Annotated in this window: 12 protein-coding genes; 3 read left to right on the top strand and 9 right to left on the bottom strand. The window is 67.0% G+C overall.

Features of this window, described 5'->3' with window-relative positions; translation table 11 throughout:
• Positions 1-612, top strand: a complete 612-nt coding sequence (locus tag GDJ97_RS05755; protein WP_152070353.1) for a DUF3267 domain-containing protein — start codon at positions 1-3, stop codon at positions 610-612.
• On the opposite strand, the gene queA is transcribed toward GDJ97_RS05755, so the two are convergent.
• The 4 genes from queA to GDJ97_RS05775 all read right to left on the bottom strand — a co-directional run bounded on the left by queA (position 581) and on the right by GDJ97_RS05775 (position 4,642).
• On the bottom strand, positions 581-1,795 hold the full coding sequence (gene queA / locus GDJ97_RS05760; RefSeq protein ID WP_152070354.1) for a tRNA preQ1(34) S-adenosylmethionine ribosyltransferase-isomerase QueA: 1,215 nt from the start codon (positions 1,793-1,795) through the stop codon (positions 581-583). The two genes, GDJ97_RS05755 and queA, sit on opposite strands and share 32 nt — an antisense overlap.
• A 56-nt stretch (positions 1,796-1,851) precedes the next feature.
• Complete coding sequence (locus tag GDJ97_RS05765) at positions 1,852-2,433, bottom strand: epoxyqueuosine reductase QueH (protein WP_152070355.1); 582 nt, start codon at positions 2,431-2,433, stop codon at positions 1,852-1,854.
• Between the two features lie 71 nt (positions 2,434-2,504).
• On the bottom strand, positions 2,505-3,998 hold the full coding sequence (locus GDJ97_RS05770) for a hypothetical protein (RefSeq protein ID WP_152070356.1): 1,494 nt from the start codon (positions 3,996-3,998) through the stop codon (positions 2,505-2,507).
• A gap of 179 nt (positions 3,999-4,177) precedes the next feature.
• Positions 4,178-4,642 carry a hypothetical protein gene (locus GDJ97_RS05775; protein ID WP_152070357.1) on the bottom strand — a complete coding sequence of 155 codons (465 nt, stop codon included), beginning with the start codon at positions 4,640-4,642 and terminating at the stop codon, positions 4,178-4,180.
• Positions 4,643-4,807: 165 nt separating this feature from the next.
• Here GDJ97_RS05775 and GDJ97_RS05780 point away from each other — a divergent pair, with 165 nt between their 5' ends.
• Positions 4,808-5,728 carry an alpha/beta hydrolase gene (locus GDJ97_RS05780; RefSeq protein ID WP_152070358.1) on the top strand — a complete coding sequence of 307 codons (921 nt, stop codon included), beginning with the start codon at positions 4,808-4,810 and terminating at the stop codon, positions 5,726-5,728.
• 61 nt (positions 5,729-5,789) lie between these two features.
• Here GDJ97_RS05780 and GDJ97_RS05785 read toward each other — a convergent pair whose 3' ends face one another.
• The 5 genes from GDJ97_RS05785 to GDJ97_RS05805 all read right to left on the bottom strand — a co-directional run bounded on the left by GDJ97_RS05785 (position 5,790) and on the right by GDJ97_RS05805 (position 10,722).
• A complete protein-coding gene (locus tag GDJ97_RS05785; RefSeq protein WP_152070359.1) occupies positions 5,790-6,062 on the bottom strand; it encodes a metal-sensing transcriptional repressor in 273 nt (90 codons plus the stop codon).
• 90 nt (positions 6,063-6,152) lie between these two features.
• Positions 6,153-6,374 carry a heavy-metal-associated domain-containing protein gene (locus GDJ97_RS05790; RefSeq protein ID WP_152070360.1) on the bottom strand — a complete coding sequence of 74 codons (222 nt, stop codon included), beginning with the start codon at positions 6,372-6,374 and terminating at the stop codon, positions 6,153-6,155.
• Between the two features lie 210 nt (positions 6,375-6,584).
• Positions 6,585-8,915, bottom strand: a complete 2,331-nt coding sequence (locus GDJ97_RS05795; RefSeq protein ID WP_152070361.1) for a heavy metal translocating P-type ATPase — start codon at positions 8,913-8,915, stop codon at positions 6,585-6,587.
• 168 nt (positions 8,916-9,083) lie between these two features.
• Complete coding sequence (gene mnmA / locus GDJ97_RS05800) at positions 9,084-10,223, bottom strand: tRNA 2-thiouridine(34) synthase MnmA (RefSeq protein WP_193221328.1); 1,140 nt, start codon at positions 10,221-10,223, stop codon at positions 9,084-9,086.
• Positions 10,224-10,293: 70 nt separating this feature from the next.
• Complete coding sequence (locus GDJ97_RS05805; protein WP_152070362.1) at positions 10,294-10,722, bottom strand: Rrf2 family transcriptional regulator; 429 nt, start codon at positions 10,720-10,722, stop codon at positions 10,294-10,296.
• Between the two features lie 232 nt (positions 10,723-10,954).
• Here GDJ97_RS05805 and cysK point away from each other — a divergent pair, with 232 nt between their 5' ends.
• Positions 10,955-11,893: a cysteine synthase A gene (gene cysK / locus GDJ97_RS05810; RefSeq protein ID WP_152070363.1), complete on the top strand. Its 939-nt coding sequence runs from the start codon at positions 10,955-10,957 to the stop codon at positions 11,891-11,893.
• Positions 11,894-11,905 lie beyond the last annotated feature (12 nt).

Consider the following 11,905-nt stretch of genomic DNA (forward strand, 5'->3'; position numbering starts at 1 on the left):
ATGGACCGCACCGGAGGCATCCGCATCTTCGAGGATGGGGAGTTCCAGAGCGGGATGGCCCTTGCCTCCGGCGTCGTGCTTGCATTCGGCCTTGTGCTCGGTGTTGCCGGCATGCTGGTCGGCGGTCGCTTTCCTTTTGGCGGCGCGGCGCCGGAATCCGCGCTGATTGAGCTTTTCCTTGGCGCTGCGCTGCTCCTGGCGTCGTTCGCCGTCCACGAACTCGTTCACGGCCTCTTCTTCAAGCTGTTTGCCCCTGCGGGTTCGCGTGTGACCTTCGGGGCGAACTGGAGGGCCGGCATGCTCTATGCTTGCGCGGAGGGCATCGTCTACGCCAGACGGCAGTACCAGGTAATCATCCTCGCGCCGACGATCGCGGTGACCATCCTGCTCGTCTTGGGAGGGATGGTCACCGGGCACGGCGCCGTGGCGTACGTCGTCGCCGTGCTGCATCTGTCCGGCTGCACGGGCGATTGGGGCTACCTGCTGGAACTTGCCCGTCGGCCCGATGTAGAGCGTTGCATGGACACGGATTGGGGCGTGGCGTTCCTGCACGCCGGTGAAGAGGCGGGATGCGAGGGCCCTACTCGATCAGCATCGCGTCGCCAAAGCTGAAGAAGCGATAGCGTTCGCGCACGGCCTCCTTGTAGGCATCGAGGATCTGCTCGCGCGTGGCGAGCGCCGAGACGAGCATCATGAGCGTGGAGCGCGGCACGTGGAAGTTGGTGATGAGCGCGTCCACCACGTGGTAGGTGCTGCCGGGCATGAGGTAGAGCTGCGTGGTGGCGTTCTCGCGCGCCACGATATCGCCGCGGCCGAGGGTGTCGGCGCTGTCCGCGCGCCCCTCGAAGCCGAGTGCGGTCACGGGCGGTTGGCTTGCCGGTGCGTCCGCGTCGAAGGCGCTCTCGAGGGAGCGGACCGCCGTGGTGCCCACGGCGACCACCCGGTGCCCGGCCGCCTTGGTGGCGTGGACGGCGTCGACCACTTCCTGGGGCACGTGGTAGCGCTCGGTGTGCATGACGTGCTGCGTGGGGTCGTCCTCCTCCACCAGGCGGAAGGTGTCGATACCCACCTCGAGCTCCACGCACGCCCAGCCGATGCCGCGGGCCTTGAGGCGCTCGATGAGCCCCGGCGTAAAGTGCAGGCCTGCCGTGGGGGCAGCGGCGGAGTGCTCCTCGTGCATGGCGTAGACGGTCTGGTACTTCTCGGGATCGCCCTCGTAGCTCGTGATGTAGGGCGGTAGCGGCACGTGGCCGGCGGCATGGATCGCCTGGTCGAGCGTGCGCGGCTTGCCGGTGACGGCATCCTCGCCCTGCGGCTCGAAACGCACCAGGCGCCCGCCCCGGCTGTCGTCCACAAAGCCCTCGATCGTTCCGGTCAGCACCACGGGCGAGCTTTCGGGCGCGTGGATGCCGCCCGCGCGGTACTCCACCACGTTGCCGGGCTTGAGTCGCTTGCCAGGGTTCACCAGGCATTCCCATACGTGGCCGAGCGGGTCGATGTCCTCGCGCCGGCGCAGCAGCAGCGTCTCGGATACGCCGCCCGTCTGCGCCTTGCGCCCTACCAGGCGCGCGGGCATCACGCGGGTCTTATTGGCCACGAGCAGATCACCTGGCTCGAGGTAGTCGATGATATCGCGGAAGATGCGGTGCTCCACGGAGCCACCGTGGGCGAGCGGGGTCCCGGCCTCGCCGTCGCTCCGGTGCAGCACGAGCAGACGGCAGCTGTCGCGGGGGTCGGCGGGGGCCTGGGCGATCAGCTCGTCGGGCAGCTCGTAGTCAAAGTCATCGGTGCGCATTGGGGACTCCTCATGGTCGATTTCCAGCCGACCATGATAGCGCAAGGACGGGGAGCTTACGAATGGTGGGCGGCTTTGCGCTCGTCGCGCAGTCGGGCACGGTCGAGCGCTGCCTCGGCGGCGGAGAACCGGCACCCGCAGTAGTTTTGCCGGTACATGCCGAGTTCGCGCGAGCGGCGCGTGGCTTCCGGATACCACGGGCGCCAGTCGCGTATGACCGGCGTGAGCCCGTGTGCGCCGGCGAGCTTCTCGAGCACGGCGTTGCAGGTCTCGAACCATTGGTAGGGCGAGACGGCGAGCGTGGTGGCGATGCGCTCGAAGCCCTCCCGCTCGGCCACCCGGCACGCCTCGGCCAGGCGGAGCGCGTAGCAGGCGCGGCAGCGCTGCTCGCGGCGACGCGCCCCGATGGGCGCCACGCAGCGCTCCCAGGCGGCGTAGTCCTCCGCGGCCTCGATGAGCTCGATACCCGTTTCGCGACACCAACGGCGCAGCTCGGCGAGGCGGCGCTGGTGCTCGTCGGTCGGCTGGATATTCGGGTTCGTCCAGCAGATGGTAGGTTCAAAGCCCTCTTCCCGCAGGTGGCGCACCGGCTCGAGCGAGCAGGGCGCGCAGCAGGCATGGAGTAGCAGGGGCGTCATGGCACGGGTTCCTTTCGAGCTGCCCTGCCGGGTCGGATGCGTCGGCGCACAGGGCAGGGCAGCCCTCGTTTCTACTTGGGGGAGAGCGCCACCCAGGCGATCGCGATGACGACGACGAGCGCGATCGCGCCGGCAACGGCGGCGATGAACTGGTAGCGGCTGCCGCGGGTGCGCTCGCGGATATCCTGCTCGGTGGCAGCGAGATGCTCTACCTGCCCGAGCTTCTCATCGCGGCGGCGGTGAAGCTCTTCGAGATGCGCGTTCAGGCCCTCCGTCACCTCGGGATGCTCGTGGATATCGGTCGCCTCGTCGAGCGCTGCGCGCGCGTCGTCCGCTTCCGCCTGGGCTTCCTCGGCGCGCTTCTCCTGCTCGCGCGCGGCCTTCTCCTGATCGGCGATCTGGTCGCGCAGCTCGCGCTGGCGGGCGCTGGCCTCGCGGCGGACGCGGTCGAGCTCGTCGCGCGCCTTGTCCGCCTCGGCGGTGACGGCGCGGAAGGCCTTCTTGGCATCGTCGATGGGCTTCTGGGCCTCCGCGACCATGGCGCGTGCGGAGGTGAGGTTGCGCTCTACCTCGGCTTGGATGCGCGGCAGCTCGGCTTTGGCGCGACGGAGCTCGTCGGTGGCGTCGGCGATCTCGTTCTGCAGCTCGGTGGTGCGAACCGAATATGCCGCGCTGTTGGCGGAGGGATTGCGCTGCACCTCGACGAACTCGTCGCGCAGCGTGTCCAGGCGCGCGTTCGCGCTCTCCACCGCTTGCTGCGCCGTCTGGATGCCGCTCGTCTTCTCGTTTTCCGCTTGGGTCAGGTTCTTCTTGGCATCGTCCAGGCGCCGCTGCAGGCGAGAGCCGGACTCGCGTGAGCTCGACTCCTTCGCCTCGGCGGCATCCACCGCCGCCCGGTAGCGCTTCTCGGTTTGCGCGTCCTCTTCCTTGGCCTGCTGGAGACGCTCTTTGAGCTGGGTGATCTGGGCGCGCACGGCATCTTGCCGGGTGCGGGCCTCGGACGCGGCGGCGAGGGCGGCATCCTGGCGCGCGGTCTCGTCCTCCACGATCTGCTGGTATCGGTTGGCGATGTCGCGCCTATGGTCGAGCTCCTCTTCGTGCGCGGCGATGCTTCGGTCCAGCTCCTCCAGCTCGCCGCGTGCGGTATCGTGGGCACGTTTGGCGGCGCTCACCTGGCGGACGGCATCCGCGCCGGCGGAGAGGAAGGCGCCGACAGCCTGGGCGGCGGACTGCTCGGCCGGTGCGGGCTCCCCTGGCTGCTCGGCCTGCGGGTCGGCGGCGGAGGTGCCTTCGTCCCCGGCGTGCGGGGCGCTCGCCGCCGCCTGCGCGCGCTCGGGGTTCACGGACGGCATGGCACCCGTGCCGTCGATGACCTCGAAGCCGCGGGGGAGCGGGTCAGGGTCATCGCCTACCTGCTCGTACTCCTCGCGGGTGAGGAATCCGGGAAGCGGGCTCGAATCGGCTTCGCGGCCTTCGGTCGATACATCGGGTGCGGCGGCTACGGTATCGTCTTGGCTGGGGACGGCGTTCGTCTGATCGTCGGGAGTCTTCGTCGTTTCATCCATAGGTGCTCCAATGATCGCGTTTCCGTCCCTATGATACGTCAGCTCGCCGGACACATCCCGGCTCGCGAGCGGCGCATGTGCGCGCGGTAAAAGAATCGGGGGCCGATTGCTCGACTCCCGGGATGCGATGCGCACGGTGTGCGCGGTATGTCTGGCGCAATCTGCCCTGCGGCCCGTTTCTACGAGCGCGTCTCCATGCGCGTGCGGCACTTGGGGCAGGTGACGATGAGCTTGCCCTTGCCCTTGGGGACGGCGAGCATGGTGCCGCAGGTGGGGCACTTGAGGAACGACTTGGTCTTGCGGTCCTTCCACATCTTCTTGGTGGTGCGGACCTGGCGCTTGAGGTCGTCCGCGGTGGGGCGAGAACCGGCGGCACCGGCGGAACCGGCGCCCTTGCCGGAGAGCAGGCTGCCAGCGCCCGGGATCGACGCCGCGAGCTCGAGCCACCGTTCGTTCTCGCGCTTGCGTGCGTCGAGATTCTTGGAGAGCGCGCGCACGAGCGCCAAGACGACGAGGATGAGACCCACGTAGGTGAGCCATTGCCACTGCGCGATGGTTCCGATGAGCACGAGCACCATGCCCGCGATTCCCATGATGGTGGTGAGCTCGTCGACGCCGTAGCGGTCTTTCATGAAGTCATTCATCGGATACTCCTGCTCCTTAGGTGCAATGTATCTGGTTATACCCAAAAGACGGGGGCTTTTCCAGTGCAGGGCCGAGCTCGTCGTCTTGTGGCGCAACGCGCCGTCGTGGGTATATCCTAGGAGCGCACTCGCAAACGCATCGCAAACGAACAACGGAGCTGCACCATGATCATCGAGAACCATGCCCTTTGGGGCGAAGAGCCCACGCCCGAAAAGCCGGCCACGTATACCGCCTATCTGGCCGATGCGGTGGGGAAGGGTTCGCGTGACGCTCGGCCTGCTGTCATCGTCTGCGGCGGCGGAAGCTTCAAGACCATCGCCGCGCATGAGAAGGAGCCGGTGGCGCTTGAGTTTCTGAACCGTGGATACCAGGCGTTCGTGCTGGATTACGTGACCACCGAGACGGGCGACATCGCGTTCCCGGCACCGGAGGCCGACCTCGCCTGCATGGTCGCCACCGTGCGCGCGAACGCCGCTGCCTGGCACGTGGATCCGGAGCGCGTGGTCGTGGTCGGGTTCTCGGCAGGCGGCTTTATCTGCGCGTCGCTTGCCGCCACGTGGCGCGAGGGCGGGCTCGCGAGCACGGTGGGCGTGCGATCTGAGCTCATCCGGCCTGACGCCGTGGTGCTCGGGTATCCGCTCCTCGATTTGGTTGCCTGGCGTGCCTGGAAGACCCGCGACCCGCGCATCGACCTTCGTGTGCCCAAGACGGGCGGCAAGACCGGCCGCGACCTTCTGAACGACTTCTTCGGCCAACTCGCGGGTGGCGACTTCTCTGATGAGCGCCTCGAAGAGATCGGCCCTGCCTCGCACGTGGATCGCTACATGCCGCCGACCTTTATCTGGTGCGCCGCAGACGACCAGGCGGTTCCCGTGACGCAGACTTACCCCTTCGCGGCCAAGCTGGCAGAAGCGGGCGTTCCCCATGAGCTGCACGTCTTCGACCAGGGCGGACACGGCCCGTCCGTGGCGAATGAGAACACTTGGCCGGCGGAGGCAGAGGATGATTTCCTCCCGAGGCAGCGTGTTGTCAGGCCCTGGGTCGACCTCGCGTTCCACTTTCTCGACCGCCATCTCAATCGATAAGAAAAGCGCGGCGCATCGGAGGGGTACCGATACGCCGCGCTTTCGTTGGCGAGTATTTTCGTTAGCGGGCGAGCTTGTCGATGACGCGCTCGATCTCGGCGAGCTTCTCGGCCTTTTCCGACTCGCAGCCGCAGTCGCAGGCGCTGCGCACGCAACCTTCGATATGCGCCTTGAGCACGTCGGCGTTGACGCGTGCGATAAGCGACTCCGTGGCCATGAGCTGGGTGGAAACGTCGATACAGTAGCGGTCCTCATCCACCATCTTCAGGATGCCGTCGATCTGGCCGCGCGCGGTCTTGAGCAGGCGCTTTACTTTCTCATGGTCGGCCATCATGGGCGGATCCTCGCAGTTCTATCGGCGTTGTGCAGGGGCGGACAAGGGAACGCGGCGGAGCCGAGTACCCCGCCGCGTCTGGTAAGCATATTACGCCGTCTGGACGGTGAGCGCGTAGAAGTTGTCGCCAGCGGCATGGACGGCGTCCTTGAGGGCGTCCTCGGTGACCGGCGCGCTCGCCTCGACCTCGACGGTGTTGGTGTCGTGGTCGGCATCGGCATCCGTCACGCCGGGGACCTTCAGGAGCGACGCCTCGACGGACGCCTCGCAGTGGCCGCACATCATGCCCTTGGTTTTGATCGTGTACTTCATGTCGTCCTCTCTTTCCCTGCGGCCTTCCCAGGTACCCGACCCTGGCGTTCAATCGTCGCTTACGTGCTAAGCGCGCCGCGCTCCTCGCTCGCGCCAATCTCGGGCACCTGGAAAGCCTGTTCTCTGTGCTTGAGGCTTCTCTCAAGCAATCCATACCTTTATTCCCAGCGGGCGGGGGTTCGTTCCGCTTCGCTTGAAACCGATAGAGCCTTACTGCGCCACCTTGGGCTTGAAGGCGCGCAGGCGCAGCGCGTTGCTCACCACGCACAGGCTCGAGAGGCTCATGGCGGCGGCGCCGAACATAGGCGAGAGCTGCCAGCCCGTGAGCGGGTAGAAGACGCCCGCGGCGAGCGGGATACCGCAGCCGTTGTAGATGAGCGCCCAGAACAGATCCTGCTTGATGTTGCGGATCACCGCACGGGAGAGCTCCACGGCGCGTGCCACGTCCATGAGGTCGCTCCGCATGAGTACCACGTCTGCGCCCTCCTTGGCGATGTCGGCGCCGGTGCCGATGGCGAGGCCCACATCGGCGCGGGCGAGTGCCGGGGAGTCGTTGATGCCATCGCCCACCATGGCGACCTTCTGGCCCGCGGCTTGGAGCTCGCGCACCTGGCGTTCCTTGTCGGCGGGCATGACGTCGGCTATGACGTCGCCTGCGGCAAGGCCCACCTGGCGCGCGATGGCCTCGGCGGTACGGCGGTTGTCGCCGGTGAGCATCTTGACCGAGACGCCCAGCTCGCGCAGCGCCGCGATGGCCGCCTTGCTCGTGGGCTTGACCTCGTCGGCCACGGCGATGATGCCCATGAGCTCGCCGTTCTTGGCAAAGAGCAGCGGGGTCTTGCCGGCCTGGGCCAGCTCGTCCAGCCGGTGCTCGTCCACGGCCACCCCCAGCTCTCCCATGAGGGCGGCGTTGCCGGCGGCAATGCGGTTCTGGCCCTCGCGTGCCGTCACGCCGCGTCCGGGCACGGCCTGGAAGTCCTCGACCACGCGGGCGACGATGCCCATCTCGCCCGCCCGCGCCATGACGGCTTCGGCCAGTGGGTGCTCGCTGCCGCGCTCGAGCGCCGCGGCGAGTTTCATCAGCTGCTTCTCGCTGCAGGCGGGCGTGCCGTCCGCGCGGGTGGCGGGGAGCACGTCGGTCACGGCGGGTTTGCCTTGCGTCACGGTGCCCGTCTTGTCGAGGACCACGCTGCCCACGCCGCGCAGCGTCTCCAGAGCCTCGGCGCTCTTGAAGAGGATGCCCATCTCGGCGCCCTTACCGGTGCCCACCATAATGGCCACGGGGGTGGCGAGGCCGAGCGCGCAGGGGCAGCTGATGACGAGCACGGCCACGGCGGCGGTGAGGGCCTCGTTGGCGTTGCCGGTGACGATTATCCAGGCGATGAAGGTCACGAGCGCGATGGCGATTACGACGGGGACGAACACCGCGGCAACTTGGTCGGCCAGGCGGCTGATAGGTGCCTTGGTGGCGTTGGCGTCCTCTACCAGCTGAATGATCTTGGCGAGGTTGGTGTCGGCGCCCACGCGGGTGGCGCGGAAGGTGAAGCTGCCGGTGCGGTTGATGGTGGCCGCCGAGACGGTATCGCCGGGGTTCTTCTCCGCCGGCATGCTCTCGCCCGTGAGCGCGGACTCATCCACCGCCGAGCTGCCCTCGAGGACCACGCCGTCCACCGGGATGCTCTCGCCGGGGCGCACGCGCACGGTCTGGCCCAGCTGGATTGCTTCCACGGCGACCTCGTGCTCGGTTCCGTCGTCCAGAACCACCGTCGCGCGCTTGGGGGCGAGGTCGATGAGTTTCTCGATGGCCCCACCGGTCTTGGACTTGCTGCGGGTCTCCAGGTACTTGCCCACGGTGACGAGGGTGAGGATGGTGCCGGCGGCTTCGAAGTAGAGGTTGTCCATGCCCATCTCCATGGCGCCCATGGGATCCTTCATGGCGAGCATGTCTGCCATGGCGTACATGGCGTAGACGGACCAGCCGAGGCTCGCCGCGGCGCCGATCGCCACGAGCGCGTCCATGGTGGGGGCGCCGCGCAGGGTGGACTTCCAGCCGTTCACGAAGTAGGCGCGGTTGGCGAAGACGATGGGCACGGTGAGCAGCAGCAGGGTGAGCGCGAGCGTCATGGAGTGCATGTGGTCGGTGAACACGGCGGGTAGCGGCCAGTGGAACATGTGGCCCATGCCCAGATAGAAGAGCGGTGCCCAGAAGACGAGCGAGACGATAAGGCGTGTCTTCATGGCCTCAGCCGTGGCCTCGAGCTTTTTGGTGGGGGACTCCAAACGCGCGGCGGGGGCGGATTGCTGTCCGGACCCGGCAGCGGGCGCGGCATCCGCCGGGGTGGCGCCGTAGCCGGCGCGGTCCACGGCGGTGCAGATGTCCTCGGCGCTGAGCTGGGTTTCGTCGTAGTCGACCGCCATGGAGCCGGAGAGCAGGTTGACGGCGACGGTCGAGACGCCGGGCAGCCTGCTGACGGCACGGTTCACGTGCGCCTGGCACGCACCGCAGGTCATGCCCGCTACATTGAACTTCTCGTGAGCCATGCGACTCCTTCCTTTGAATTCGCCTGCATGATACCCCCTCCCCCTGGGGGTGTCTAGCAGACACAGAGACAACACAAGACGCGGCGGTGCGAGGGCCGTCTTCCTCATGAACCGTGGAATCAGCGGGGTATGTGGCGCGCGGGGCAGGCTGTTTCCTTGCGCCACGCATTAGCGGAAGGCGGCGAGCGCGGTACCGCCGCCGAGCACGCGGTCCCCGTCGTAGACCACCACGGCTTGGCCGGGTGCGATCGCGCGCTGGGGCTGGGAGAACGTCACTCTGAGCACCGTTGAGCTGCCATTATGCAAGCTGCTTGCATCTCCCCAGCTCAGACGTGCCGTCTGCGACGGTTGATGGTAGCGGATCTTCGCCGAGACGGGAACGCCGGCGGAGCCGGCGGCATCGAGCGCGGCGCGCATCTCGGCCTCCGGTGCGCTCCAGATCCAGTCGTCCGCCACAAGGGCGCTTGCCATGAGGTCCGCGTTCTCGCCGAGTGTCACGGTGTTGGCGCGCGCGTCCACGGCGGTCACGTAGACGGGGTGGAGCATGGCGACGCCCAGCCCCTTGCGCTGCCCCACGGTGTAGCGGATCGCGCCCTGGTGATGGCCGAGCACGACGCCCGTTGCGTCCACGATGTCGCCCTCGGGCAGGAGCTCGCCGCGTCGGCGCTCGATATAGCCCGCGAAGTCCCCATCCGGAACGAAGCAGATGCCCTGGCTGTCGGGCTTCTCGGCGTTGACAAACCCCTGTTCCTCGGCGATGCGCCGCACGTCGCGGCTCTTCACCAGGCCGCCGAGCGGCAGGAGCGTGCGCGCCAGGCGTTCCTGGGTGAGCGAGTAGAGCACGTAGCTCTGATCCTTGGCGGGGTCCACGCCGCAGCTCAGGGTCCAGGTGCCGCTTGGGTCCTGGGCTATCCGCGCGTAGTGGCCGGTGGCGATGGCGTCGAACCCGTGCTCGAGCGCGTAGTCGAGGAGGGAGCCGAACTTGAGGTAGCGGTTGCAGTCGATGCACGGGTTGGGCGTCCGTCCGTCCTCGTAGGTCTCCACGAACTTATCGACCACGTGGCGCTCGAAGAGCTCGCGCATGTCGAGTACGTGATGGGGGATGCCCAGACGCTCGCAGACGGCCTGGGCATCGGCGATGTCGGCGAGTGAGCAGCAGCTTCGCGGGCCCACGTCGTCGAAGGAGCGCGAGCAGGTCAGCCGCATCGTGGCGCCCTCGCAGGCATAGCCCTGCTGCTTGAGCAGGTACGCGGTAACGCTTGAGTCCACGCCGCCGCTCATGGCGACGAGCACGCGCTTGGCGGGCATGCGCCCTCCTTCCCCAGCTTGTTCGTGCGGGAACGTGCCCGCTTTTCCGGGTGGTCTTCCGGCCCGAAGCCTAGATGACGAAGTCGTACTCCATGGGCTTGGCGACCAGATCGGCCACGGTGATGCCGTCGAGGTAGTTGCTGATCATCTCATCGAGCTCGCGCCACATGCCGATGGTACGGCACTCGCCGGCGCGCTCGCAGCCGTTGTTGCCGCCCTCCAGGCACGAAACCGGAGCCAGGCTCCCCTCGGTTAGGCGTAGGATCTCACCCGCGGTGTACTTGTCGGGATCGCGCGTGAGGCGGTAGCCGCCGCCCTTGCCGCGCATGCCCGAGAGCAGGCCGGCGCGCACCAGCGTGGCGAGAATGTTCTCGAGGTACTTTTCCGATACGCCCTGGCGGTCGGCGATCTCTTTGAGGGGGATGCGACCAGCCGCCTGATGCTCGGCAAGATCGACCATGACGCGGAGGGCGTAGCGCCCTTTGGTTGAAATCAGCATGGCGAACTCCTTCCAATCTGTTTCCCATTATCCTACCAGAATGACGGGTTTATATACAAAGGGGTGGGGGAATCGTCCCGCGATTTTTTTGAGCGGGATCAGACCGCCCACCGATTATCTCATAATCCTATTGACAAACTAGGATTCAAGGACTTTACTATGAGCAACAAGATTCCTAATTACCCTACATGGATATAGGAATAAATGATAACGACGCTACAGGAGGCATATGATGGCGAACATCTACACGTCCATCGACCAGCTGATCGGTCACACCCCGCTCCTCGAGCTCAGCCACATCGAGAAGGAGGAGGGGCTCAAGGCCCGCGTTCTCGTCAAGCTCGAGTACTTCAACCCGGCAGGGTCGGTGAAGGACCGTATCGCCAAGGCCATGCTCGACGATGCCGAGGCCGCCGGTAAGATCCGTCCGCACGACGGCTACACGCTCATCGAGCCCACGAGCGGTAACACCGGCGTCGGCCTGGCGAGCGTCGCCGCCGCGCGCGGTTACCAGCTCATCATCACCATGCCCGAGACCATGAGCGTCGAGCGTCGCCAGCTCATGCAGGCGTACGGCGCCAAGCTGGTGCTCACCCCGGGCTCCGAGGGTATGAAGGGCGCCATCGCCAAGGCCAAGGAGCTCGCCGAGACCACGCCCAAGAGCTTCATTCCCGGCCAGTTCACCAACCCGTCCAACCCGGCGGCCCACGAGAAGACCACCGGTCCCGAGATCTGGGAGGATGCGGACGGCAAGGTCGACGTCTTCGTGGCCGGCGTGGGTACCGGCGGCACGGTGACCGGCGTGGGCCACTACCTCAAGCAGCAGAACCCCGATGTGCGCGTGGTCGCCGTTGAGCCCAAGAGCTCGCCGGTGCTCTCCGAGGGCCATGCAGGCACCCACAAGATCCAGGGAATCGGCGCCGGCTTCGTGCCCGACGTGCTGGACACCAAGGTGTACGACGAGGTCGTCACCGTCTCCAACGAGGATGCCTTCGCGACCGGTCGCGCGGTGGGCCACAAGGAGGGCGTGCTCGTGGGCATCTCCTCCGGCGCCGCCGTCTGGGCTGCCGTCCAGCTCGCCAAGCGTCCCGAGAACGAGGGAAAGACCATTGTGGCCCTGCTCGCCGACACCGGTGAGCGCTACCTCTCCACGCCGCTCTTCGCCGAGTAGCGCGCGGATACC

The organism is Collinsella sp. AK_207A, assembly GCF_902501965.1.
In the GTDB taxonomy this organism is placed as follows: Bacteria; Actinomycetota; Coriobacteriia; order Coriobacteriales; family Coriobacteriaceae; genus Collinsella.

Bases quoted from the DNA above. Each gene is read 5' to 3' on its own strand.
- GDJ97_RS05775 (WP_152070357.1), bottom strand. From the start codon at position 4,642: ATGAATGACTTCATGAAAGACCGCTACGGCGTCGACGAGCTCACCACC.
- GDJ97_RS05785 (WP_152070359.1), bottom strand. From the start codon at position 6,062: ATGATGGCCGACCATGAGAAAGTAAAGCGCCTGCTCAAGACCGCGCGC.
- GDJ97_RS05755 (WP_152070353.1), top strand. From the start codon at position 1: ATGGACCGCACCGGAGGCATCCGCATCTTCGAGGATGGGGAGTTCCAG.
- cysK (WP_152070363.1), top strand. From the start codon at position 10,955: ATGGCGAACATCTACACGTCCATCGACCAGCTGATCGGTCACACCCCG.
- GDJ97_RS05805 (WP_152070362.1), bottom strand. From the start codon at position 10,722: ATGCTGATTTCAACCAAAGGGCGCTACGCCCTCCGCGTCATGGTCGAT.
- GDJ97_RS05770 (WP_152070356.1), bottom strand. From the start codon at position 3,998: ATGGATGAAACGACGAAGACTCCCGACGATCAGACGAACGCCGTCCCC.
- queA (WP_152070354.1), bottom strand. From the start codon at position 1,795: ATGCGCACCGATGACTTTGACTACGAGCTGCCCGACGAGCTGATCGCC.
- mnmA (WP_193221328.1), bottom strand. From the start codon at position 10,223: ATGCCCGCCAAGCGCGTGCTCGTCGCCATGAGCGGCGGCGTGGACTCA.
- GDJ97_RS05780 (WP_152070358.1), top strand. From the start codon at position 4,808: ATGATCATCGAGAACCATGCCCTTTGGGGCGAAGAGCCCACGCCCGAA.
- GDJ97_RS05765 (WP_152070355.1), bottom strand. From the start codon at position 2,433: ATGACGCCCCTGCTACTCCATGCCTGCTGCGCGCCCTGCTCGCTCGAG.
- GDJ97_RS05790 (WP_152070360.1), bottom strand. From the start codon at position 6,374: ATGAAGTACACGATCAAAACCAAGGGCATGATGTGCGGCCACTGCGAG.
- GDJ97_RS05795 (WP_152070361.1), bottom strand. From the start codon at position 8,915: ATGGCTCACGAGAAGTTCAATGTAGCGGGCATGACCTGCGGTGCGTGC.